The sequence below is a fragment of the Lentzea sp. CA-135723 genome (genome assembly GCF_050936595.1).
Classification (GTDB): Bacteria; Actinomycetota; Actinomycetes; order Mycobacteriales; family Pseudonocardiaceae; genus Lentzea.
On the sequence record NZ_JBNJMK010000002.1, the window covers coordinates 1,518,496 to 1,541,732 of the forward strand.

Genomic DNA, 23,237 nt, shown 5'->3' on the forward strand with positions numbered 1-23,237 from the left:
GGCCGTCACGCACGCCCGGCGCCGTGAGGCGGCCAGCCGTCAGAACTCCGTAAGACCATTTCCACGACGAAGCGCGCACCCCGTGGTGAGCGGTCCTCCACCCAGACCCGGCCGCCCAGCCGGTGCACGTGCTCGCGGACCAGCGCGAGCCCCAGCCCGCTGCCGGTGTCACCGCCCCGGCTGCCCGCCATGACGCCGCGCGCGAACCGTTCGAAGATCTCCTCCCGCAACCGCGCGGGCACCCCCGGCCCGGCGTCCTCGACCTCCAGCCGCACGGACGTGCCCGCGATCCGCAGCGCGACCAGGACCGCGCCGCCGGCGTGCCGTTCGGCGTTGTCGAGCAGGTTCGTCAGCACCCGGTCGAGCCGCCGCCGGTCACCCAGCACGACGGCCGCCTCCAGCTCCACCGGCACGGGCGTGGCGCGGGTGGCGATCACGTTGCGCACCAACGCGTCCAGCGCGATCTCCTCCGGCGGCGGGTCGTCGGTCTGGTCGGCGCGCGAGATCTCCAGCAGGTCCACCACCATCCGCGCGAACCTGTCGACCTCCGAGGTCAGCAGCTCCAGCGCGGTGCCCGCCGTGCCGGGCAGGTGCTCGCGCCGGCGCCGCAGCACCGCGCCCGCGTTCACCATCGTCGTCAACGGCGACCGCAGCTCGTGCGAGACGTCCGAGGCGAACCTGGCCTCCCGCAACGCTCTCTGCTCCAGCTCCCGCGTCATCGAGTCGAACTTCGCCGCCAGGCTCCGCCGCGAGGCCCACGACCCCAGCGAGGCACCGAGCAGCGCCGCGCCGATCGTGACGGCGATCAGCACCGCGATCAGGCAGGTGAACACGTTGTCCAGCTGCTGCAACCCGAACAGCTCGACGTAGACGGCGTCGCCCGCCACCGGCTGGGCGACGGCGAGCATCGGCAGCCCGTCCACGGTGACCCGCTCCCGGCCGGGCGGGTGCTCGACGAGGTGCGCGGGCAGCTGGGACGGCTCGACCCTGCGGCCCGCCGACACCAGTCCCCGCGGGCTCATCACCAGGATCGACGAGTCGGGCCCGGTGGTGAGCCCGGTCAGCAGCTCGCCCAGCCCCGGTGACGCCAGCGAGCGTTCGACCAGCCGGACGTTGACCTCTGCCTGCCGGGTCGCGCTCGCTTCCCGTTGCCGCATCATGTACCCGGAGGCGAGGTGCCAGGTCGCGAACGCCAGCACGCCCGTGACGACCAGCAGCCCGAGGCTGAACGACAGCGTGACGCGGCTGCCGCCCCTCACGAGCGGATCCGGTACCCGGTGCCGCGCACCGTGAGCAGCAGGTCGGGATCGTCCGGGTTGGTCTCTATCTTGCGGCGCAGTCTTCTGATGTGCACGTCCAGCAGACGGGTGTCGCCGAAGTAGTCGTATCCCCAGACCTTTTGCAGCAGCTGTTCCCTCGTGACGATGCGTCCGGCCGCACCAGCGAGTTCCAGCAACAGCCGGAACTCCGTCCTGGTGAGATGAACCCGTTCGCCCGCACGGTGCACAAGTCCTTCCTGCGGACGGATTTCCAGATCTCCTATCCGAACCGCCTCGCGCCCCGGCCCGCGTCGTCTCAGCAACGCGCGGATGCGCGCGGCGAGAACGCCGGCCAGCAAAGGTTTCGTGACGTAGTCGTCCGCTCCCGACTCCAGCCCGGCGATCACGTCCCGCGCGTCCGTGCGCGCCGTGACCACGATGATGGGCAGGTCACCACGTGCCCGCAGGGTCCTGACCACCTCCAGGCCGTCCACGCCGGGCAGCGTGAGGTCGACCAGCACCACGTCGAACGACTCCGTCCCCAAACGGTGCAACGCTTCTTCGCCCGAACACGCCTCGTCCACCGAGAAACCCTCGTCGGACAAGGCGAGGCTCAACGCCTGCCGGATTCGCTCGTCGTCTTCGACCAGCAGGACCCGTACGCACACAACGACTCCACTGTGTGAGAGCCGCGGCGACGGCGTCTCACACAGTGGAGTGAAAGTCGATCAAAATCAAGATTGCTTCGGTTTAAAATCCGGTCAGCGTGATCTTTGCCGAACGCGGGTTCGGTTCGTGGACAAGTGACTCGAAGCCACCGACGTCGTCGAAGGCGAACCCGTAGGCGCGCCCGTCGACCATGTTCGCGTGCACGATCTTCGAGAAGTGGTTGGTCGTCGCGCGGGTGTAGAACTCATTCGCGTTGTACGTCGGCGCGGTGTGGATGAAGCCGAGCGTGGAGCGGTTGAGCGCCGCGCACAGCGACCGCGAGATCGCGCCGAGCTCGTTGTTCGGCGCGGCGAGCCGTCCGTCGCAGTTGAGCACGTCCCGGGTGGACGGCTGCTGGAACTCCGCGACCTGCTGGCCCGCCGTGTTCGTGAACCGCATGACGCCACCGCTGACGCGGCCGGTGAACTTGCGGTTCGGCTCGGCCTGGAACGGCACGACGGTCAGCGGCGTGTTCTGGTACGTCGACCAGACGCTGTTGACGTAGCTCTGGAAGTACGAGCCGGAGAACAGACCCGCGTCGAGGCCCTTGCTCGGGTTCAGCACGCGCAGCCGCGTGCCGTCCGCGCGGCTGTAGGCGAGCTTCGCCCAGTCACCGCCGAGTGTGCGGTGCGCGTCGAAAATCCGGTTCCGCCCGTTCGCAACGAGCTGGCCCGCCTTCTTGGTGGCGCCGCCCTGCGACGTCGCCTCGACCGCGTGCGGCACCGCGAACATGTCCACCTGGGAGCTGTTGAGCCACAGACCGCCGCCGTCGTAGCTGAACTCGCTCCAGTCGAACAGGATGTCGCGGTTCGGGTCGCCGCCCGCCCACGGCGCCGGCTGCACCAGCCCGTTCGGCACGAGGCTGAACTTGAGCTTGTCGCGGAACGCCATGTAGATGCGGCCGCCCGCGAAGTTGAGCGGGATGTTCACCGTCTTGCTGGCGCCGTTGCCGGGGCCGGGGATCGAGAAGTCCGGCGCGGGCACCGGCGGGATCGCGCCACCGGACCACGGCGTGAACTGGCCGTTGCCGTTCAGGTAGCCGAGCCGGCCGTTCATGATCCCGGTGATGTAGAGGTGGACCGCGTCGCCGCGCCCGGAGTTGTTCGTGACCGTGAGCGGAAGTTGGCTCGGAGGTGCCGCCTGGACCGGTGCAGACATCGTTGTCAGCCCTAGTAGGGCCGATGTCGCGAGCAGCAGGAGCTTGCGCATCGACTTATCTCCTCACTGAGACAGGGTCGTGAGAGCGCTCTCATAGTCGGCGGGTCGCTGTTGATATGTCAAGAATGGTCTTCATGCGCGCACTGACGGTGGATCTTGCCCGGGCCGGGGCCCTGTCTTTGGAAGAACTGCCTGATCCGGTGCCTGGGCCGGGTGAGCTGCTGGTAGCCGGGGTCGCGGTCGGGATCTGCGGGACCGACCGCGAGATGGTGCGCGGCGAGTTCGGCGTCGGCGGGCGACTGGTCATCGGCCACGAGTCCCTCGGACGGGTGATCAGCGGCCCGGGGTTCGAGCCCGGTTCGCTGGTGGCGGGCGTGGTCCGCAGACCGGACCCGGTGCCGTGCGTGGCGTGCGCGCGCGGGGAGTTCGACATGTGCCGCAACGGCCAGTACACCGAGCGCGGCATCACCGGCCTCGACGGCTACGCCGCGACGCTCTGGACCGTGCCGGCTTCGTACGCTGTCGCGGTCTCATCCGAGGCAGGTGTGCTCGTCGAACCCACGTCCGTGGTCGTGAAGGCGTGGGAACGGCTGGACCAGCTCGCGCTGTACCCGTTCGAGTCGGTGCTGGTGACGGGGGCAGGGCCGATCGGGCTGCTGGCGGCGTTGATCGGCGTGCAACGAGGGCTCGACGTGCACGTGTTCGACCTGGCCGCTGACGGACCGAAGCCGTTTTTGGTGTCTTCGCTCGGCGCCACCTACCACCGGTCGTTGCCCGACATCCCCGTCGTGATCGAGGCGACCGGCGCGCCGTCGCTGGTCGCGTCGGTGCTGGGGCGCGACCTGGTGTGCCTGACCGGCGTGCCGTCGACCGAGGTGCTCCCGGCCGACATCGGGCAGATCAACCGGGACCTGGTGCTGCGCAACGGAATCGTGTTCGGCACGGTCAACTCGAACCCGCGCCACTACCGGGAGGCCTCCGCGGTGCTCGACCGGGCGGACGACGCCTGGCTGTCCGGTCTGATCACCCGGCGGGTGCCCCTGGAGCGGTTCGCCGAGGCCTTCGAGACACGGCCAGGCGACGTGAAGGTGGTGCTAGAGCTGTGACGGCCGCCGCCGCGACGATGGCGGCCGCGAGCAGGAGCGCCTGGTCGTAGCCGGTCGCCAGGAGGGGCGCGGCGAGGAGCGGACCGACGATCTGGCCCGCCGAGTAGCCCGCGGTGAGGATGGCGGCGGCGTTCGGAATGCCCAGGTCCGCGCCTTGCTTGAGGGCGGTCGCGGCGATGCCGATGAAGGTGCCGCCGAACAGGAGCGTGGCGAGGAGGGCGGAACCCGGTGCGAGGGCCGCCAGGGCGATGCCCGCTGCCTGGACGGCCAGTGCCGCGGGAAGGGCGTGGCGGCGTGGCTTGATCAGCACGGGGGAGAGGGCGGCGGACAGGCCGACGAGGACCCACGCGCTGGTGCCGTGCGGGCCGCTGATGGCGGCCACGAGGAAGGTGGCCGCGATGATGTAGCCGACGCCTTCGAGGGAGTAGGCGGCGAAGAGGAACCCGAACGCCCGTCGCGGTCCCCGGATCGATGCAGACTTACCGGCCCCCAGGGGGCGCCGGGTCCCCACTCCTATCGTCTCAGGCAGGTCTGACACCTTCGGCGCCTCGGCCAGGTCCGACGCCTTCGGCGCTTCCGGCCGCAGCCGCCAGGTGGCGACCCCGAGCGCCGCGGCGAGACCCGTTGCCATCCGCCAGGCCGCCTGCCACGAGCCGCGCAGCCTGCGCAACACCATCGAACTGCTCATCTCCGGCGGCTCAGCCGCGCCCGGCACTGTCGACGCTTCCGGCCGCCGCCCCCACACGGCGAGCCCCAGCATCGCGGCGAGGCCCGCTGCCGCCCGCCGGGCCGCCTGCCACGAGCCGCGCACGCCGTTCACCAGCCTGCGCAACACCATCGAACTGCTCGTCTCCGGCGGGTCCGACGCCTTCGGAGCCTCTGCCACGCCCGACGCCTTCGGCGGTTCCGGCCGCAGCCCCCACGCCGCGACCCCCAGCACCGCGGCCAGGCCCGCCGCCACCCACCAGGCCGCCTGCCACTGCCCCAACCCGAGCACCACCAGCCCGGCCAGCGCGATTCCCAAGCCGACGCCGCTCATGCCCCACCCCGGCCGCGCGTTCACCGCCGCCACGAACACCACCGCGCTCGCCACGCCGGCGACCAGCCTCAACGCGAACCACACCGCCATCGAGTGCGTGAGTGGCATTCCGGCGAGCGTCGCCACGAGCAGCACGAGTGCGACACGGTTCGCCAGCAGCGACGGCGCGCGCACGACTGTGGCGAGTGCACCGACGAAGTAGCCCAGGTAGTTGGCCGTGGCCAGGGACGCGGCAGAAGCAGCGGACAGGCCTGCCTGTGCCGTCATCAACGGCAGGATCGGGGTGTACGCGAACCGGCCGATGCCCATGCCCGCCGCCAGGGCCGCGGCGGCGCGGACGCTCACCTGCCCGGGTCGTTCGGGTGCGGGTCCAGAGCGGTGACGGCGATCGCGGTCATGTACGGGCGGAACGGGAGCGAGCCGAGCACGGTGTCCCTCAGGTCGTCCTCGTCGGTCGCGCTCCAGATGCCGACGCTGCGCTTCTCGCCGGTCGGGCGCCACAGGCGGACGAGGTTGCCGGAGGCCGCGAGTTCCGCGGCCCGCGCAGCTTCCAGAGCGCGTAGCGCGTCCACTTCGGACTCGGGGAGGCCGGGGAACGCCGTGGTGATCTCGACCAGGAACTCTCTCATGCCGTCCATCGTGCGACCGGCTCCGCCGCAGGGCCACGACCGGCTTGCTCCTGCGTGGGAGGCTGAGCCTCCTAAGATGCGTAGCGTGGAACTGCGTCAACTCAGGTACTTCCTCGCGGTCGCGGACGAGCTCCACTTCGGCAGGGCTGCGGCGCGGCTGCTGATCGCGGGGCCATCGTTGTCGCAGCAGATCAAGGCGCTCGAACGTGACCTCGGGGTGGCCCTGTTCGCCCGCGACCGGCGCACCGTGGCGCTCACGGCCGCCGGCGCCGCCCTGGTGCCCGAGGTGCGGGCGTTGCTGGAGCGGGCCGACGAGCTGCGGCGGCACGCCCGGCAGCTGTCCGGGTCGCGGCCGGTGCGGATCGGGTACGTCAACTGGCTGCCGCCGGACCTCACGACTCGGGTGGCGGGGGTCGCGCAGCTCTACGTCGACGCGTGGGTCGTGCCGTCGCACCAGCAGGCGGCGCGGGTGGCGGACGGGAGCCTGGACCTGGCCGTGTGCTGGATTCGCCGGGCGGACGCGGCTCAGCTCGGGTTGAAGGCGCAGCTACTGGGCGCCGACCGGCTGTACGCGGTAGGGGTCGGATCGGACGCGAGTCCTGTGCGGGCCGAGGACATCGCGGTGCTGGTGGACGACGACGTGACGTCGTGGCAGTCCTGGAACGACTACGCGGAGGAGTTCGCCCGCGACACCGGCTGCAAGGTGCGGCGCATCCACAACGGCGCGATCACCGGGCCCGCGTTCTTCGACCACGTGCGGGTGTGCACGACACCGGTGCTCAACTCGCCGAAGGGGCAGACCACGCCGTTGCCGCCGGACCTGGTGGCACGGCCGGTGATCGAGCCCGAGCCGCTGTGGACGTGGTCGCTGGTGCGGCGGGAGGACGAGGAACGCGCGGACGTCGTCGCGGCCGCCGACGCGATCGTGCGGGACGTGGGCGACCTCGGGCGCGGCTGGCTGCCCGCCGACGACCCCTACCGGGCCGTGGGAGGCTGAGCCTCTCACGAGGGAGGAAACGGGTCGCAATTCCGCGAAATCAACCGGGTTCGCGGGCGGTTGTGGCTGTCAGTTGCTTCTCCTCCCGAAAGTGAGCAGGAAATGTCCAGCAAGGTCGTCATCGTCACGGGTGCGTCGCAGGGAATCGGTGAGGCGCTCGTTCCCGCCTATCGCAAGCTCGGTTATTCGGTCGTCGCGGTGTCGCGTTCCGTTCAGGATTCGGACGACCCCGGTGTGCTGGCGATTCGCGCCGACCTCTCGCGGCCGGGCGAGGGTGCCCGGGTCGTCGAGGAGGCGCTGCGCCGGTTCGGCCGGGTCGACTCGCTCGTGAACAACGCCGGCATCTTCGTCGCCAAGCCGTTCACCGAGTACACCGACGAAGACTACGCCGCCGTCACCGGCACGAACCTGACCGGGTTCTTCGACATCACGCGCGCCGCCGTCGGTGCGATGACCGGGCCCGGTCACGTCGTCAGCGTGTCCACGACGCTGGTCGAGCACGCGCTGTCCGCCGTGCCGTCCGCGCTCGCGTCGCTGACCAAGGGCGGTCTGAACGCCGTCACGAAGTCGCTGGCCATCGAGTACGCGGCCCGCGGCATCCGCTTCAACACCGTCGCGCTCGGCATCGTCCGCACGCCGATGCACGCCCCGGAGACGCACGAGGCGCTGGCCGGGCTGCACCCCGTCGGCCGCATCGGCGAGATCTCCGACGTGGTCGACGCGATCACGTTCCTGGAGCAGGCGGGCTTCGTCACCGGCGAGATCCTGCACGTCGACGGCGGCCAGAGCGCGGGGCACTGACCATGGCCGTCGAAGAGGTCCTGGACCGCTGGAAGGCCGGAATCGCCGCGCACGCCCCCGAGGCCGTGGCCGCGAACTTCACCGAGGACGCCATTTTCCAGGGTCTCAAACCATATGGGGTGGGCAGAGCCGCGGTGGCCGCCTACTACGATTCCCAGCCCGCCGGAATGACGGTGGAATACGAGGTGCTCGAAACGCGGAAACTGGCCGAAGATCTGGTTCTCGTCTATTCGAAGGTCGATTTCTCGTTCGTCGACCGGCCGACGTTGACGTTGTACCTGAGCGTGCTGGTGAAGGGAGACCTGATAGCGCACTACCAGGTCTCCCGGCTCGCCTAGCGCCTGCGCGGCTCCCGCCCGAACGGTCCCTTCGGCCGTTCGAGGTCGGGGGCCTCCGGGATCGGCACGGTCACCGGTGCGTCCGCCGTGATCGTGATGGCCTCGCCGTGGTGCCTCGTGGACAGCTCGGTGCCGTCCACGATCCGGTAGGTGGCCTCGGTCGCGCTGACCTCGACGGAGATCCTGGTGCCCTGGAACGACATCCGGAACGAGAAGCGGGTCAGCGCGTCCGGCAGCCGCGGTGCGAACGTCAGCTCGCCGCCGTGGTCGCGCATGCCGCCGAACCCCGCCACCAACGCCGTCCACGCGCCCGCGAGCGACGCCATGTGCAGGCCGTTGTCGACGTTGTCGTGCAGGTCGTGCAGGTCGGTGAACGCGGCCTCGACCAGGTAGTCGTACGCCAGCCCGAGGTGCCCGACCTCGGCCGCCAGCACCGCCTGCGTGCCCGCCGACAACGACGAGTCACGGACCGTGCGTGCCTCGTAGTAGGCGAAGTTGCGTGCCTTCTCGTCGTCGGAGAACGCATCGCCACGGACGTGCATCGCCAGCACGAGGTCTGCCTGCTTCACGACCTGTTTGCGGTACAGGTCGAAGTAAGGGAAGTGCAGCAGCAGCGGGTACTTCTCCTCCGGTGTGTTCTCGAAGTCCCACTCGGCGTGCTTGGTGAAGTTGTCCGCCTGCGGGTGCACCTGCAGCATCTCGTCGTACGGCACGGACATCGCGTCGGCGGCCCTGCGCCACGTTGCGATCTCTTCTTCCGTTGCGTCACACGGGTTTCTTTCGGCCGCATCGGCCGCCGCCCACAGGTTCTGCTGCGCGATGAGGTTCGTGTAGACGTTGTTGTCGACGATCGCCGAGTACTCGTCCGGACCCGTCACGCCGTCGATGCGGAAACCGTTGTGCGGGTCGTGGTGGCCGAGTGACACCCACAGCCGTGCGGTCTCCACGAGGATCTCGGTCGCTTCGTCGCGGTCGAAGTCCTTGTCATTAGTGGCGTTCAGGTACTGCTGTGTGGCGTAGGCGACGTCACCGGAGACGTGGAACGCGGCCGTGCCCGCCGGCCAGTACGCGCTGCACTCGGCGCCGTTGATCGACCGCCATGGGAACGCGGCTCCCTTGAGCCCCAGCACCTTCGCGCGTTCGCGGGCCTTGTCCACAGTGGAGTGCCGCCAGCGCAGCGCGTCGCGGGCGGCGTCCGGCACGGTGTAGGTGAGCACCGGGAGGACGAACATCTCGGTGTCCCAGAAAGCGTGCCCGTCGTAGCCTGGGCCGGTGAGGCCCTTGCCGGGGATGGCCCTGGACTCGCCGCGGGCACCCGCCTGCAGGATGTGGAAGAGCGCGAACCGGATCGCCTGCTGGAGCTCGTCGTCGCCCTCGATCTCGATGTCGGCGACCTCCCAGAAGTCGTCCAGGAACGCCTTCTGCTCGGCGAGCAGCCCGTCCCAGCCCGTCTGGCACGCGCCCGCGAGCGCCGCCTCGACCTGGGCCCGCAGCGCCGGCGTCGACCGTTGCCCCGACCAGCCGTAGGCCAGGTACTTGGTGAGCTTCAGGCACCCGCCCGCGGGCACGTCGACCGCCACGGTGAAGCGCGCGAGGTCGTCCTCGGCGTGGATCTCCGTGCGCGGCTCGTCGTGCAGCTCGTTCTCCGACCGGCTGACCGCGACCTCGTGGTCCATCGCGGCGGCCATGCGCAGCCCGGACACCTTGGTGTGGTGGCACAGGACCGCGCGTGACTTCTCGGCCATCAGGAAGTCGTTGACCAGCGGAGAGTCCAGCGCGGCGGCGACGCGGGGGTCGTTGCTGCGGCTCTTGGTCGGCTCGTTGGCCAGCAGGTCCGACTGGACGACGAGCTGCAGGTCGTCCTCCGGCTCCACCTCGTACCGGATCGCCGCGACAGCGCGCTGTGTGAACGACACGAGCCGTTCGCTGCGCACGGTCACACGCCTGCCCGTCGGCGATTCCCACACCGTGCGGCGGCGGAGCGTGCCGGTGCGGAAGTCGAGCGTGCGTTCGTGCTCGATGGCGTTGCCGTAGCGCATGTCCAGCGGCTCGTCCTCGACCAGCAACCGGATGATCTTGCCGTCGGTGACGTTGACGACGGTCTGCCCCGCCTCGGGGTAGCCGTAGCCGCCCTCGCCGTACGGCAGCTGGTGCTCCTCGTAGAAGCCGTTGAGGTAGGTGCCGGGCAGCCCGCGCGGCTCACCCTCGTCGAGCGTGCCGCGGAAGCCGATGTGGCCGTTGGCCAGCGCGAACGTCGACTCGGTCTGGCGCAGGTGGTCGACGGACAGGCCCTGCCAGCGCAGCTGCCAGGGTTCGACGGCGTAGCTCATGACAGCAGCTCGTCGAGCTCGTCCACGACGACCGTGGCGCCGTGGGCGGTCAGTGCTTCCCGCTGGTGGCCGCGGTCGACGCCGACGACGAACCCGAAGCCGCCGTCGCGCCCTGCCTGCACGCCCGCCAGCGCGTCCTCGTAGACGGCGGCGTTCTCCGGTTTGGTCTTGAGTCTTCTCGCGCCCTCGATGAACGAGTCGGGCGCCGGTTTGCCCTTGAGGTTCGACGCGGTGATCACGTTGCCGTCCACCAGCGCGTCGACGTAGTCGAGGAGGTTGCCGGCGCGCAGGACGCGCATGGCGTTGGCGGAGGAGGTGACCACGCCGATGGGGATCCCCTGGTCGCGTGCGGCCTTGAGGTAGGTGACGGAGGCGGGGTACGGCGTGATGCCCTGCTCGTCGATGATGGCGTTGACCAGGTCGTTCTTCTGGTCGCCGATGCGGCGGACCTCGTCCTCCGCCGGCGTGAGGCCGCGCGAGGTGAGGAAGCTGCGGACGCCGTCGTAGCGCGGTTTGCCGTCGACGTAGGCGAGGTAGTCCTGCTCGCTGAACGGCTGGCCCATGGCCTCGAAGGTCTGCCGCCACGCCTGGCGGTGCAGCACGGCGGTGCTGGTGAGCACGCCGTCGAGGTCGAAGAGCAACGCCGTGATCTTCTCCGGGATGCCGAGGCTCATAGGTCGATCATGCACCCGTCTCGCCGACATCGCTCCGCTCTTCTTTGAGGCGTTCATCCAACGGTCGCGGGTGCGCCTGTTCGTACTCGGTCATCCCGTACTTGGTGGACTCCGCCCACCCCTCTTCCGGTTCGGTCTCCAGCGGGTCGTGCTTGAGGTTGTCCTCGTCGAGGGCCTCGAAGTCGTCGTTGTCGTCGGAGACGTAAGAGCCGCGTTCTTCACTCATGCCTTCGCTGTACCCCGTTCGGCGCTATCCGATGCTTTGGCCGACCAGCGAGCCGATGGCGTAGGTGACGCCCATCGCGATCAGGCCGCCGGCGATGTTGCGCACGACCGCTCGCCGCTGGTCCGCGCCGCTGAGCCTCGCGCTGATGAAGCCGGTCAGGGCGAGCGTGATGATCGCGGCGGCGACCGTGACCGGCACCCGCAGGCTCGTCGGGGTGAGCATGACGGCGGCGAGGGGCAGGAGGGCGCCGATGGTGAACGAGACGAAGCTCGCGATGGCCGCGCCCCACGGGTTCGTGAGCTCGTCCGGGTCGATGTGGAGCTCGGCCTCGGCGTGTGCGGCCAGTGCGTCGTGCTTCGTGAGCTGCTCGGCGACCTCTGCCGCGGTCTTCTCGTCGAGGCCCTTGCTCTCGTAGATCTCCTTGAGCTCTTCGAGCTCCTCGTCGGGCGTGTCCCTGAGCTCTCTCCTCTCCTGGGCGAGCAGGGCGCGTTCGGCGTCTCGCTGGCTGCTGACCGACACGTACTCGCCGCTCGCCATGGACATCGCGCCCGCGAACAGCCCGGCCAGCCCCGCGATGAGGATCTGCGCGCGGTCCGTCGTCGCCCCGGCCACACCGACCACCAGGCTGGCGGTCGACACGATGCCGTCGTTGGCCCCCAGCACCCCCGCGCGAAGCCAGTTCATCCGATCGCCGGTGACCTCGTCGTGAGGCTCGTGGTGGCTCATTTCCGCAGGTTAGCGGTGCTTTTCGGGTTTGGCCGCGCGACGACCGGGTGACCTGCGCCGTTGTGCTGAACGGGTGAGTTCTGCCTGGTCAGCGCCTGGAGGCTCATTTTTTGTCAGACCCCCGTGGCAGCATGTCGAACAGGTGTTCGTGTGCGAGCTAGAGGAGGTCAGTACCCGATGCAGATCGAACCCAGCCGCTGGCCAGGCCGCGTGGTGCCGTCCACCAACGCAGACGTGGACGTGGCAGTCGAGTCCCTGTGCGACCGAGCCTCCTGGCCGGACGCCGACCGCCGCTGGATCCGCCGAGTCCTGGAACCGTGGTTCCTCGCGGGCTGGAACGTCGACTCGCTCCTGGTGGCCGTCGACACCAGGCCGGACGGCACCCGCCAGGGCCGCCCCCGCTCGAGGTCCCAGGTGGCCCACGAGTTCCTGCGCGCCCGCCTCCGCGCCTGGACGGCGGACGGCACCGCCCTCGCCGACCCGCCGTTGTCCGGCATCACCCTGGGCCAGTGGTACCGGGTGAACCGCCGCAACGCGGCCCTGAACGCACCCCGCCGCGGCGCCGGCCTGACCGCCGAGGGCCGCCAGGCGCGGGCGGAGACCCGAGCGCTCGCCCACCGGCGCGACCCGGTCGAGCGCAGCCGGGAGAAGGGGCGCCGGCGCCAGGAGGTGCTGGACAGCCTGCTGACGCCGGGGCAGGAGGTGCCGTCGTTCGCCGACTCGTGGCGGCTGGTGGCGGAGCTGGTTCCGGTGCAGCGGGTGTGCTCGGCTTGCGGGCACGTGCGGAACGAGGTGTCGAGGCAGGCGCACCGGGTGGCGTGAGGGTGCGCTGGGCCCAGCCGCGCCGCGCCGCCGAGCCTGCCAAGCCGCGCCGCGCCGCCGAGCCGAGGCGAGCCGCCGCGCCGCCGAGCCGCCGAGCCGAGCCGCGCCGGTGGAGAGAGCGGCTGGGGGAGAAGCGCGCTGGTTGAGAGGTGTGCGGGGAGCGCCGCGCCTGGGGGAGAGGCGTGCCGCTGGGGAGGCGGCAGGCAGGCCAGGGTTCGCGCTGCGGGAAGCGGTGGGCGAGTCGTGTCAGCCGGCCATCCGTTCGCGCCTTACGACGCTCGCGCCGAGCTACCTGTCACGTCCACGCGTGCTCCTGGCCGAGCCACCCATTACTTCTGCGCATGCATGCGCCCGACTGGCCCATCCCATCCGCGCGTGCTCGTGCCGTGCCGGCCGTCACTTTCGTCGCGATCTTGCGCGACCTGCGGCTGATCCTTCCGATGTCGATGTACCGCCTCTGAACAGGGCGAACACCTCATTCGTCGTAGTCAGTCCGCGTCCCGGACCCGCCCCGACTCTGGTGAGCGGTGGTTGAAACCTGGTGAGGCGGGCACCCCTGACGAGTTTCTGTTTCCTGATGAAGGGGCCGACATGCTCGAAGTGACGCCGATGGCTGCCGAGGTCATCAACGAGCTCACGTCACAGTCAGCCGCCGCCAACGACGGTGTCGGCCTGCGTTTCGCCCTGACCGCCGAGCAGAACAGTCAGGCCGCCCTGGAGCTGTCGCTCAGCGAGGCCGCCGACGGTGACCAGGTGGTGACCGCCGACGCCGGGGCCAAGGTCATCATGGAGCCCGGGGCCGCGCAGTACCTGGAGGACAAGGTGCTCGACGTGCGCCAGGACGAGGAGGGCAACCCGGCCTTCGCGATCGCGCGCCAGGGCACGCCCGGCTGAGGCGAAGAAGCGAGCGGGCCGGGTCTCCCAAGTGAGGGAGACCCGGCCCGTTGCGTCTGAACCGCGTCTGAACTGCTAGATCACGGGATGGTCAGGACCTGACCGGGGTGGATGAGGTCCGGGTTCGCGATGCCGTTGGCGTTCGCGATCTCCATGTAGCGGTTGCCGTCGCCGTAGAAGCGCTCGGCGATCGCCCACAGCGAGTCACCGCCCGCGACCTCGTAGGTCTGCACGGCGGGGGCGGCGGGCGCGGCCGGGGCCTCCTCGACGACCGGGGCCGGGGCCTCGGCCTCGGGGGTGGCCTGCGGCGAGTCGGTATTGGTGTTGGTGGCCCACTTCGGGCTGCCGTCGCCGCCCACGACGACCAGGTTGCGGTCGTTCTGCAGGACGAGGTGCGAACCCGAGTTGCCCTGGGTGCCGGTGGACCACACGGCGTCGTTGCTGTCGGTGTAGAGGACGAAGTTGCCGTCGTCCTGGAACGACGCGCGCACGGCGCCCTTGCCGTCGGTGCCGCTCGCCCACACCGTGCCGGTGTTCTCCGAGAGCACCAGGTTCCCGTCGGACTGCAGGGTCAGCTGGTAGCCGTTGGCGCTGGTCAGCTGCTGGCCGCGGGTGAGTTCCTGACCGGCTTGCAAGGTGTCCACAAAAAGCTCCACTTCGGACGACGAGGACCGCTCGAACCGGCGGCGCCCGAAGCGGAACCTAGTCACAACGCGGCACTCCCGCGCGTCCACAGCGGAACGTGCACCCGAGGGAGTGAAACGACGAACGCCCCCTGCCCGGAGGCAAGGGGCGTTCACCAGGGAGAACGTCAGCCCTCGATGCGGCGGATGACGGAGATCGGGCCGATCGAGTCGATGTCGGCGATCTTCACCGGCACGCCCTCGGTGGACGCGTGCACGGCGCGGATGCCGTCGATCGCCAGCGCCACGTGCGACTGGCTGGAGTAGTACACGATGATGTCGCCGGCCTGGACCTGGCTGCGGCTGACCGAACGGCCGGCGGCCGCCTGCGCGTAGCTGGTGCGGCCGATGGACACGCCCGCCGAGCGGTACGCGGCCTGGATCAGCGACGAGCAGTCCCACGAGTTCGGGCCGTTCGAGCCGTAGACGTACGGCTTGCCGCGCTGCGCGAGGGCGAACGACACGGCCGCACCGGCGGTACCCGCGGGCACCGAGATGTTCGACATGTCGCCGGCGGCCGCGAGCTGGTTGCGGGTGGCCGCGCTGAAGCCGTCGTAGACCTTCTTGGCGTCGGCGAGCTGCTTGTCGAGCTCCGCCTTCTTCGTGTCCATCTCGGCGACGAGCTTCTTCGACGCTTCGGTGGCGTCGTTCGCGGTCTTCGTCGCCTGGTCGGCGGCGTTGACGGCGTCGGTGAGCTTCTGCAGCGCCTCGGCGTTGTCGGCCGCGAGGATGTTGATGGCCGACATGCGGTTGAGGAAGTCCTGCTGCGAGTCGCTCACAAGCAGCGCGGAGATCTGGCTGAAGTTCGCGCCGGAGTTCGTGGCCTCGGTGAGGAGGTCCACCTGTCCGCGCAGCGCCTCCTCGGCCTGCTGCGCGGTGGCCAGGTCACCCTTGGCCTTGTCCAGTTCACCCTGCTTGGCCTTCAGGTCGTCCTGGGCCTTGAGGTGGTCCTGGTTGAGCTTGGACGCCTGCTCCTGCAGCTCGTTGTACTTCTTGAGCGCGTCCGCGGCGTTGGGCTGAGCGGTGGCCGGCGCCGTCGGGAGTGCTGCCGCGACAACTGCTGCCGTCGCTACGAGAGCTCCACGCACGATGCGGCGTGAGGGTTGCGACACCACGTCGCGGGTCCTCCTTTTTTGTGGCGGCCGCCTCGCGAGAACTACTCCGCGTCAGGCGACAACCTTGGCGTGTGCCCCAAGCGGGTTAACTGCTGGGCCGAAGGTCTCGGACAGGTTACGGAATGACCTTGCCTTCGTCCAGCACCAGGGGCCGGCACCTTGCTGGCCCGCACGTTCTCACAGTCGTCTACGTCGCTTTATCGCGGGGTAGGAGAGACGCGTCACCCGACGACCCGGCGAATCACCGAAATGGGTCCGATGGAGTCGATGTTCGCAACCTTCACCGGCACGCCCTCGGTCGACGCGTGGACCGCGCGAGTGCCGTCCACGACCATCGCGACGTGCGACTGACCTGAGTAGTAGATGACGAGGTCGCCGGGAGCGACCTCACCGCGGCCCACCGCGCGGCCGACCTTCGCCTGGTCGTAGGTGACGCGGGGGATCGACACGCCCGCCGACGCGTAGGCCTTCTGCATGAGCGACGAGCAGTCCCACGAGTCCGGTCCGTTCGAACCGAACACGTACGGCTTGCCCTGCTGCGACAGGGCGAAGTTCAGCGCCGCGCCCGCCGCGCCGGCCGGCGCGTTCACCGTCACCTTCGGGCCGGTGCTCGCCAGCGTCTGCTGCTGCGGCCTGGTCAGCGACTGGTACTTGGAGCGGGCGGTCGACACCTGCTCGTCCATCGCGACCTTGCGGGTCGACACGTCCGCGGCGAACTTCTCGGCGGCACCGGCGGCCGTCGTCGCGTCCGTGCGCGCCTTCTGGGCCGTGGTCAGCGCCGCGTCCAGCCGGGCGACGGCCTCGTTCTGGTCGGACGCGAGGATGTTCATCGCCTGCATCCGCGCCAGGAAGTCCTGCTGGGACGTCGACGTGAGCAGCGCCGAGAGGTTGTTGAACCGCGCGCCCTCGAACGACGCCTCGGTCAGCACGTCGACCTGGCCGCGGAACTGCTCGGAGTCCGCGAGCGCCTTCTTCTCGGCGTCGGTCGCGGCGGCCACGATCGCGTTCGCCCGCTGGAGGTCGCTCTGCGCCTTGAGGTGGTCCTGGCTGAGCTTCTCGGCCTCGCGCGTGAGGTCGTTGTAGACCTTCAACGCGTCGTCGGCGGGTTGCGCGTGCGCCGCCGGCATCGACACCACCGTCGCGGCGATCACGGCGGCCAGGGCGGTGGTCCTTGCAGCACGGCCGGGCACGCGGCCTCCTCAAAAGTCGGAATCGGCTTCTGAGGAGGCGTACGGACTGACCCGTTCGGGGGTTCAGCCGAACTCGGCGAGCGGTCCGTCGACGACGACCAGGGGAGCGTCGACCTCGACGTCCACCAGCTCGTCGGCGAGCACGGGCGACGCGGTCACGAGCGCGACGCCCGCGGTGGCGGCCAGAACAGTTGCGATGCGTGAAGAAAGAGACACGCAGAGCAACCTAAGCCACTCAAACATCGCAAAACGGGCGGTCTCACCCGATCAGGCGGCCCGATGTGCCTCGATCGAGGCACGGCACGCGGCGATCAGCCGGGCCGTGGCCGCGCTGCCCCCGCACCCACAACGGGGACAGCGCATCGCGACGTCACCCGCGAGCTCGTCGACCACGACGCCCAGCGGTGAGTCGCAGCCACGGCACCAGCGGTGCCGCGTGACCGGGTTGACGTGCACGGGCGACGACACGCACTGGTGGATCCACCTCCCGTGCACGTGGCAGGTCAGCCGGTCGTCGGGCGCCAGGACGCCGTCGTCCTCCGCGTGATCCTCTTCGACCAGTGTGGCGATGAGCGTGGCGATCATGGCGACCCTCCGATCCGGAACCTGCCTTCTAACCAGACGTCGAAGGGGCGAGCTCCGAATCGACACGTGCCGTCAAGATCTTCAGCGCCCACGCGCAGCCGAGCCCCAAGGCGACAAGAACCAGCCACGGCACCCACAGCACACCCGCCCGCCGAGCGGCGTCGAACCCGACTCCGGTGAGCAGGTTGCCGAGCAGGATTCCGACGCCCACCACGGTGTTGTAGAGCCCGTAGTGCGTCGCCACGAGCCGGTCGCCGGACAGCGAGACGATCTTGTCCATTTCGAACGGGAACACCACCATCGTGCCCAGCGCGAGCAGCGCCGCGCACAGCACCAGCCCCGCCCAGCCGAACCCGGCGGGCAGGAAGGCCAGTCCCAGCACCGCCATCCCGGCCACCAGCGCCCGGTCGGGACCGAGCCGGGCCCGCGCCCACTCCGTCACCCGCAGCTGCCCCGCGACCGCCAGCACCCCCGACACCGCGAACAGCACGGCCGTCAGCGCCGCCGAGCCTGCGGCCAGCGGCAACGCCAGATATACCTGGAACGACAGCACGTACGACCCGGTCATCGCGAGCGCGAACAGCACGAACGCCCGGTTGGCGAACACCAGCCGCCAGTCCGCGAGCACCGAACCGCCGGACGACGACCCGGCCCGCGCGGGCAGCGACCGCCACTGCAGCACCGTCAGCACCAGGAACACCAGCGCCGCCACCAGGCACGTCAACCGGAAGTCCACAGTGGTCAGCGCGAGCCCGACCAAGGGCCCCACCAGGATCCCGGTCTGGTAGAAGACGTTGAACAACGCGAACGCCTCCACCCGCCGCGGCCCCGCGTCGGCGGCCACGTACGCGCGCACGGCCGGGTTGAACAACGCCCCGGCGAACCCGGTCGCCGCCGACGCGATCACCAGCGCCGGCACGCCGTCCACGAGCCCGAGCAACGCGAACCCGCCCGTGCGCAGCGCGCACCCGGCCACGATCAAGGGCTTGTACCCCAGGCGATCGGCCAGCGTGCCGCCGATCAGGAACATGCCCTGCTGCGCGAAGTTCCGCACGCCCAGGACCAACCCGACGGCCCACCCGGCGAGCGCGAGCGTCACCGACAGGTGCGCGGCGAGGTACGGCATCAGCATGTAGAAGCCCACGTTGATGCTGAACTGGTTGAGCAGCAACAACTGCACGCTGCGGTCGAACGAGCGGAACTTCGCGATCACGCCGTCACCGCCATCGGGTCCACAACGGACTCGCAGCGCGTCCACGAGAGCACCTCCCGCTCGCCCGGCGCCACTACGACGAGGGGTTCGGTGGGCACCACGCCCAGCAGTCCGTTCGCGGCGCAGAACTCGTCGTTGAACACCGTGTCGAAGTACCGCTGCGGGCCGTCCGGGAACACCGCGGCGATCCGCGTTCCCGGCGGCGAGGTCCGCGCCACCCAGGACGCCACCAGCGCCACCGCGCCCACGCTCCAGCCGCCGCTCGCGTAGTGCCGCGCGGCCAGCGTCCGGCACGCCCACACGGCCTCAGCGGGGTTCACCCAGTGCACCTCGGCGAACGCCGGGTAGTCGACGTTGCGCGGGAAGATGCTCGACCCGAGCCCGCGCATCAGCCGGGTCCTGGCGGGCTGGCCGAAGATCGTCGACCCGATCGTGTCGACGCCGACCAGCCGCAACGCCGGGAAGTGCTGCCGCAGCACGGAGGACACGCCCGCGCTGTGCCCGCCGGTGCCGACCGCGCAGACCAGCACGTCGACGTGCCCGAGCTGCTCGGCGAGCTCGTGGGCCAGCGGCGCGTAGCCCGCCACGTTGTCGGGGTTGTTGTACTGGTCGGGGCAGTACGCGCCGGGGAGCTCGGACAGCAGCTCCGCGACCCGCTGCCGGCGGGCCTCCTGCCAGCCGCCGGCCGGATGGGGTCGGTCGACCATCTCCACGGTCGCGCCGTACGCGCGCAGCATGCGCTGGATGATCGGCTCCAGCCCGGGATCGGTGACGAGCGTGACCGGGATGCCGTGCACGATGCCGGCGAGCGCGAGGCCGAGCCCGAGCGTGCCGCTGGTCGACTCGACGATGTGACCGCCGGGCTTGAGGTCGCCGCGGTCCAGCGCGCACCCGACCATGTGCAGGGCGGCGCGGTCCTTCATGCCGCCGCCGGGGTTGGCGCTCTCCAGCTTCGCCCAGAAACCGGCGGGCGAGGTCCGGGACAGCTCGTCGATCCAGAGCACGGGCGTGCTCCGGTCCAGCTTGGGGACAGACATGGGAATCCCTCGAAGAATGGGGTGTGCGAAAGGGGTGCAGGGGGCTGGGGCCCGGCCTACGTCCGAGAGATTCCGAGGTCGAGCAGCAACGCACGCCCCGAGGCGCCGGGATCGAGGCGTGCCGGGCACGGGTGCGGTCTGGCCGCGGGCCGTTCGGCCGGTTCCGCGTCCGGTGGGGGGAACGACAGGGCGCTGACCTGCACGGCGGCCTGTGACGATGGCGCTGGGGACGCCTGGTGGGTGTCGCCGTGGTGGCACAGCTCGCCCGAGATGCCGGGCACGAACGCGCCGTGGTGCGCGGGTTCCGGCGGGCACGCCGGGTGGAGCGCGAACACCGCGATCAACAGGAGCGCGACGGCCAGGAATCGGCCACGCCCCGTCGTCGATCGGTTTCGCACGGTGACCAATCTACCGCAATGTCTGAAAGCGCAGATTCGCCTGTTAAGTTAGGCAAGCCTAAACTCAGGAGGTGGACAGATTGCGCAGGACAGTCGCCGCGGTTCTGCTGCTCGGCCTAGTGGCCGGGTGCGGTGGAAACGCTCCCACGGAGCAAGCGGGTGGCCAGTGGTCGTTCAAGGACGACCGCGGCAAGGAGGTCACGGCGGAGAAGCGCCCGGAGCGCGTCGTCGCGCAGGTGTCCGCCGCGGGAGCCCTCAAGGACTACGGCATCAACGTCGTGGGCACCTTCGGTCCGCTCAAGCGCGCGGACGGCTCGACCGACCCGGAGGCGGGCAGCATCGACCCGAGCCAGGTCACCGACGTGACCGGTCCCGGCTACGGTGAGATCGACTTCGAGAAGTTCGCCGCGCTGAACGCCGACCTGGTCGTCGCGGGCTACTACCCCGAGGTCACCGGCCTGTGGCACCTCACGGCCGAGTTCGAGGAGAAGGTCGCCAAGATCGCCCCGACGGTCGGCATCGGCCAGTCGAAGATCCAGCTGCCGGACGGGATCAAGCGCTTCAAGGAGCTCGCCAAGTCGCTCGGCGCGGACGTCGACTCCGCCAAGGTGAAGGCCGACGAGGAGGCGTTCACCAAGGCCGCCGACCGGTTGAAGGCCATCGGCCAGAAGATGACGGCCGCGAACCAGAAGATCCAGGTGATCGGCGCGGACCCGAAGCTCTTCTACGTCGCCGTGCCCGCCCGCAACCCCGACCTCGACTGGTACGTCAAGGAACTGGGCCTGCCGCTGCTCACGCCCGAGAAGCCCGACACCGAGGGCGGTGGCTACTTCCAGTCGCTGTCGTGGGAGAACTCCGGCACGTACAAAGAGCACGTGATCATGTGGGACACCCGCCAGCACGTGCTGAACCCGGAGCAGATGAAGGAGGGCCACCCGGTCTTCCAGGGGCTGCCCGCCGTGCAGGCGGGCCGGTTCGTGGAGTGGAACGCGGTCGCGCCGCTGAGCTACTCCTCCTACGCCGGGATCATGAACAAATTGGCTGACCAGCTGGACCAGGTGTTGGCAAAGTAGCCATGTGCTGACGCTTTTGAAGACGAACGGCCCGTTGCGCGTGCTCAGCACCGCACGGGTCGTTTCTGTTGTGGGGGACGCGCTCAGCCTCGTCACGCTGATGGTGCACGTGCAGTCCGTGCTCGGCAAAGCCATCGCGGTGGCGGCGCTGCTGCTCGTGGGGGACTTCGCGCCGTCGTTGCTGAGCCCGCTGACCGGGGTCATCAGCGACCGGTTCGACCGGCGGACCGTGATGATCGTGTGCGAGGTCGCGCAGGGCGTGCTGCTGGCGGTCATCGCGTTCACGTTGCCGCCGTTGCCGGTCCTGCTCGTGCTGGTCGGGGTGCGGGCTGTGGTCGGGCAGGTCTTCATCCCGGCTTCGCGCGCGGCCGTGCCGAGTCTCGTGGCGCCTAAGGACCTCGCACAGGCGAACACGGCACTAGGGCTGGGTTCCAACAGTGCGGACGTCATCGGGCCGTTTCTCGCCGCCTTGCTGTTGCCGTTCCTCGGTGTTCGCGGTGTGTTGGTGGTGGACGCCGTTTCGTTCGGGTTGTCGGCGTTGTTGTTGCTGCGCCTGCCGAAGCTCGTGGTGCCGTCCGAGCCGGGGGAGACGGTGTTCACCGACGTGAAGGCCGGGGTCGGGGAGATCTGGCGCAACCGGGCGTTGCGGATCGTGTTCCTCGGGTTCTGCGGGGTCGTGGCGTGCACGGCGATCGACGACGTCGCGGTGCTGCAGCTGACGATGGGTGTGTTCGGGGAGTCGGAGAGCGCGGCCGGGCTCGTGCTCGGCGCGGTCGGCATCGGGCTGCTGCTCGGGTACGCCTTGCTGGCGCGCGGGTCGGCGGGGCTGAGCATGGTCGCGTTGCTCGTCGTGGGGTTCGTGATCAGCAGTGCCGGCAACCTGTTCACCGGGCTGGCGTGGGGAGTCGCGTCGGCGTTCGCGCTGCAGGCCGTGCGGGGACTGGGGATCGCGGCGATGGACGTCGCGCACAGCACCTTGATCCAGCGGCTGGTGCCCGCTGACCGGACGGGCAGGGTGTTCGGCAACTTCTACGGCGGAATCGGTGTGGCAGCGGCTGTTTCGTACGTTGTCGGTGGTCTGCTCATCGACGTGCTGGGTCCGCAGCTGCTGCTGGTGATCGCGGGCGGTGCCGGGGTTTTGGTGGCGTTGTGGGTTGTTGCCGCCGCGCGCTCGAGAGGTGTTGAGTGGGAACCAGCCTCTTGAGGGGAGAAGGCGATGTGGGGGAAACGCATTGCTGTTCTTGCTGTTTCGTTGTTGTTGACCGGATTGACCACTTCCGTCGCGCACGCGGGCGCTTCGGTCGTGCCCGCTTCGACGTCGTGGACGTCCGCTGACCGGGGTTTCGTGCTGGGCCTGGACACGCTGTGCCAGAACGCGAACTGCCCGCAGCTCGTCCGGACCGTCGACGGCGGGTCTACCTGGACGCGGGTGAAGACGCCGGCGTTGTCCGTGCCGGAGACCGACCGGCTGCGCGTGCTGTTCGCGAACGACGCCGCCGGGATGGTGACCGACGGCTCGCAGCTGTTCGTCACGAGCAACGGCGGCACGCGCTGGGAGGCGTCGGGGATCAAGGGCGCGGTCGGTGCGCTGGGGTTCGACTCCGGGTTCCTCGCGGTGATCTACGACGGCACGTCGACGCGGCTGTTCGAGCGCTCGTCGTGGTTCGGGTCGTGGCAGCCGGTGCCGGGCGTGGAGATCCCCGGTCAGGCTCGTGGGGAGATCGCGGCCGGACAGGTGTCGCTGGCGCGGTTCGGTGAGGAGAACCGGTACTGGGTGCGCTCTGCGTCGGGCTGGGTGTCGGAGGCGGCGCCGTGCGACCAGTTCGCAGCCACACGGCTCGGCACGGTCGGTAGCGCGCGCTATGCGTTGTGCAGCTTCGATCCCGGCTTCGGGAACATGTCGAAGGAGCTGCGTGTGTCCGACGGCGGGCCGTTCAAGACCGTCGGCGTGCCGCCGCGTGAGGGCATCACGACGGGTTTCGCGGTCTCTTCTTCTGGGGCCCTGGTGGCCGCGACCGGACGTGACTGGTCGTTCGTGCACCACAGCGCGGATTCGTCGAAGTGGGACACGCCTTTGACGTTGGGCGGTCCGGCCTTCGAGGACCTGGCGTTCTCGGACGCCCGCCACGCGACGCTCGTGCGCGGTGGCCCGGGGTCCGAGTTCGCCGAGGTGTACCGGTCGGATGACGCCGGACTGACGTGGAAGATCTTGTCGGTGTAGCTCGGTACGCTCGGA

26 protein-coding genes are annotated in these 23,237 nt (G+C 69.9%); 9 read left to right on the plus strand and 17 right to left on the minus strand.

Annotated elements, in window-relative coordinates:
- Nucleotides 1-5: 5 nt before the first annotated feature.
- The 3 genes from ACQEU1_RS43040 to ACQEU1_RS43050 form a co-directional block, all read right to left on the minus strand.
- The gene (locus ACQEU1_RS43040; RefSeq protein ID WP_433215939.1) at nt 6-1,259 is read right to left on the minus strand and encodes a sensor histidine kinase; all 1,254 of its coding nucleotides are present in this window, start codon (nt 1,257-1,259) and stop codon (nt 6-8) included.
- A complete protein-coding gene (locus ACQEU1_RS43045; protein ID WP_433215942.1) occupies nt 1,256-1,927 on the minus strand; it encodes a response regulator transcription factor in 672 nt (223 codons plus the stop codon). The genes ACQEU1_RS43040 and ACQEU1_RS43045 overlap by 4 nt, the downstream gene beginning before the upstream one ends.
- 82 nt (nt 1,928-2,009) lie before the next feature.
- The gene (locus ACQEU1_RS43050) at nt 2,010-3,176 is read right to left on the minus strand and encodes a beta-1,3-glucanase family protein (protein WP_433215944.1); all 1,167 of its coding nucleotides are present in this window, start codon (nt 3,174-3,176) and stop codon (nt 2,010-2,012) included.
- Between the two features lie 83 nt (nt 3,177-3,259).
- Here ACQEU1_RS43050 and ACQEU1_RS43055 point away from each other — a divergent pair, with 83 nt between their 5' ends.
- Nucleotides 3,260-4,231 (plus strand): alcohol dehydrogenase catalytic domain-containing protein, encoded by a 972-nt coding sequence (locus ACQEU1_RS43055; protein ID WP_433215947.1) that lies wholly within the window; start codon nt 3,260-3,262, stop codon nt 4,229-4,231.
- On the opposite strand, the gene ACQEU1_RS43060 is transcribed toward ACQEU1_RS43055, so the two are convergent.
- Nucleotides 4,149-5,615, minus strand: coding sequence for a YbfB/YjiJ family MFS transporter (locus ACQEU1_RS43060; RefSeq protein WP_433215950.1), 1,467 nt, complete (start codon nt 5,613-5,615; stop codon nt 4,149-4,151). The genes ACQEU1_RS43055 and ACQEU1_RS43060 overlap by 83 nt on opposite strands.
- Entirely contained in the window at nt 5,612-5,899 is a 288-nt protein-coding gene (locus ACQEU1_RS43065) for a muconolactone Delta-isomerase family protein (RefSeq protein WP_433215953.1), read from the minus strand. The genes ACQEU1_RS43060 and ACQEU1_RS43065 overlap by 4 nt, the downstream gene beginning before the upstream one ends.
- An 85-nt stretch (nt 5,900-5,984) precedes the next feature.
- Here ACQEU1_RS43065 and ACQEU1_RS43070 point away from each other — a divergent pair, with 85 nt between their 5' ends.
- The 3 genes from ACQEU1_RS43070 (at nt 5,985) to ACQEU1_RS43080 (ending at nt 8,035) form a co-directional block, all read left to right on the plus strand.
- Entirely contained in the window at nt 5,985-6,896 is a 912-nt protein-coding gene (locus ACQEU1_RS43070; protein ID WP_433215956.1) for a LysR family transcriptional regulator, read from the plus strand.
- Between the two features lie 102 nt (nt 6,897-6,998).
- Entirely contained in the window at nt 6,999-7,697 is a 699-nt protein-coding gene (locus tag ACQEU1_RS43075) for an SDR family NAD(P)-dependent oxidoreductase (protein ID WP_433215959.1), read from the plus strand.
- Between the two features lie 2 nt (nt 7,698-7,699).
- On the plus strand, nt 7,700-8,035 hold the full coding sequence (locus ACQEU1_RS43080; protein ID WP_433215962.1) for an SgcJ/EcaC family oxidoreductase: 336 nt from the start codon (nt 7,700-7,702) through the stop codon (nt 8,033-8,035).
- Here the strand turns inward: ACQEU1_RS43080 and ACQEU1_RS43085 are convergent.
- The 4 genes from ACQEU1_RS43085 to ACQEU1_RS43100 are packed head-to-tail and all read right to left on the minus strand — an operon-like array spanning nt 8,032 to nt 11,991.
- Nucleotides 8,032-10,365, minus strand: a complete 2,334-nt coding sequence (locus ACQEU1_RS43085; protein ID WP_433215965.1) for a glycoside hydrolase family 65 protein — start codon at nt 10,363-10,365, stop codon at nt 8,032-8,034. The genes ACQEU1_RS43080 and ACQEU1_RS43085 overlap by 4 nt on opposite strands.
- The gene (locus ACQEU1_RS43090; protein WP_433215968.1) at nt 10,362-11,039 is read right to left on the minus strand and encodes an HAD family hydrolase; all 678 of its coding nucleotides are present in this window, start codon (nt 11,037-11,039) and stop codon (nt 10,362-10,364) included. Before ACQEU1_RS43090 ends, ACQEU1_RS43085 begins: the two co-directional genes overlap by 4 nt.
- Before the next feature lie 7 nt (nt 11,040-11,046).
- Nucleotides 11,047-11,265, minus strand: coding sequence for a hypothetical protein (locus ACQEU1_RS43095; RefSeq protein ID WP_433215971.1), 219 nt, complete (start codon nt 11,263-11,265; stop codon nt 11,047-11,049).
- Between the two features lie 24 nt (nt 11,266-11,289).
- The gene (locus ACQEU1_RS43100) at nt 11,290-11,991 is read right to left on the minus strand and encodes a VIT1/CCC1 transporter family protein (protein WP_433215974.1); all 702 of its coding nucleotides are present in this window, start codon (nt 11,989-11,991) and stop codon (nt 11,290-11,292) included.
- 177 nt (nt 11,992-12,168) lie between these two features.
- On the opposite strand from ACQEU1_RS43100, the gene ACQEU1_RS43105 reads away from it, so the two are divergent.
- Nucleotides 12,169-12,813, plus strand: coding sequence for a hypothetical protein (locus ACQEU1_RS43105; RefSeq protein WP_433215977.1), 645 nt, complete (start codon nt 12,169-12,171; stop codon nt 12,811-12,813).
- 591 nt (nt 12,814-13,404) lie between these two features.
- The gene (locus ACQEU1_RS43110) at nt 13,405-13,707 is read left to right on the plus strand and encodes an iron-sulfur cluster biosynthesis protein (protein WP_433215980.1); all 303 of its coding nucleotides are present in this window, start codon (nt 13,405-13,407) and stop codon (nt 13,705-13,707) included.
- A gap of 80 nt (nt 13,708-13,787) precedes the next feature.
- On the opposite strand, the gene ACQEU1_RS43115 is transcribed toward ACQEU1_RS43110, so the two are convergent.
- From ACQEU1_RS43115 to ACQEU1_RS43150, 8 genes are all read right to left on the minus strand, one after another.
- Nucleotides 13,788-14,351, minus strand: coding sequence for a LysM peptidoglycan-binding domain-containing protein (locus ACQEU1_RS43115; RefSeq protein ID WP_433215983.1), 564 nt, complete (start codon nt 14,349-14,351; stop codon nt 13,788-13,790).
- A 167-nt stretch (nt 14,352-14,518) separates the two neighbouring features.
- Entirely contained in the window at nt 14,519-15,502 is a 984-nt protein-coding gene (locus tag ACQEU1_RS43120; protein ID WP_433215985.1) for an NlpC/P60 family protein, read from the minus strand.
- 224 nt (nt 15,503-15,726) lie between these two features.
- Entirely contained in the window at nt 15,727-16,695 is a 969-nt protein-coding gene (locus ACQEU1_RS43125) for a C40 family peptidase (protein WP_433215988.1), read from the minus strand.
- A gap of 63 nt (nt 16,696-16,758) precedes the next feature.
- Nucleotides 16,759-16,911, minus strand: a complete 153-nt coding sequence (locus tag ACQEU1_RS43130) for a hypothetical protein (protein WP_433215991.1) — start codon at nt 16,909-16,911, stop codon at nt 16,759-16,761.
- Nucleotides 16,912-16,962: 51 nt separating this feature from the next.
- Nucleotides 16,963-17,280: a hypothetical protein gene (locus tag ACQEU1_RS43135; protein WP_433215994.1), complete on the minus strand. Its 318-nt coding sequence runs from the start codon at nt 17,278-17,280 to the stop codon at nt 16,963-16,965.
- A 28-nt stretch (nt 17,281-17,308) separates the two neighbouring features.
- Nucleotides 17,309-18,538, minus strand: a complete 1,230-nt coding sequence (locus ACQEU1_RS43140) for an MFS transporter (RefSeq protein WP_433215997.1) — start codon at nt 18,536-18,538, stop codon at nt 17,309-17,311.
- Nucleotides 18,490-19,530 carry a PLP-dependent cysteine synthase family protein gene (locus ACQEU1_RS43145; protein ID WP_433216000.1) on the minus strand — a complete coding sequence of 347 codons (1,041 nt, stop codon included), beginning with the start codon at nt 19,528-19,530 and terminating at the stop codon, nt 18,490-18,492. Before ACQEU1_RS43145 ends, ACQEU1_RS43140 begins: the two co-directional genes overlap by 49 nt.
- Before the next feature lie 56 nt (nt 19,531-19,586).
- Entirely contained in the window at nt 19,587-19,928 is a 342-nt protein-coding gene (locus ACQEU1_RS43150) for a hypothetical protein (protein ID WP_433216003.1), read from the minus strand.
- Between the two features lie 80 nt (nt 19,929-20,008).
- Here ACQEU1_RS43150 and ACQEU1_RS43155 point away from each other — a divergent pair, with 80 nt between their 5' ends.
- From ACQEU1_RS43155 to ACQEU1_RS43165, 3 genes are all read left to right on the plus strand, one after another.
- Entirely contained in the window at nt 20,009-21,001 is a 993-nt protein-coding gene (locus tag ACQEU1_RS43155) for an ABC transporter substrate-binding protein (protein WP_433216006.1), read from the plus strand.
- Between the two features lie 4 nt (nt 21,002-21,005).
- Nucleotides 21,006-22,205 (plus strand): MFS transporter, encoded by a 1,200-nt coding sequence (locus ACQEU1_RS43160; RefSeq protein WP_433216009.1) that lies wholly within the window; start codon nt 21,006-21,008, stop codon nt 22,203-22,205.
- A gap of 63 nt (nt 22,206-22,268) precedes the next feature.
- Nucleotides 22,269-23,222, plus strand: coding sequence for a hypothetical protein (locus tag ACQEU1_RS43165; protein WP_433216012.1), 954 nt, complete (start codon nt 22,269-22,271; stop codon nt 23,220-23,222).
- Nucleotides 23,223-23,237: the final 15 nt, after the last annotated feature.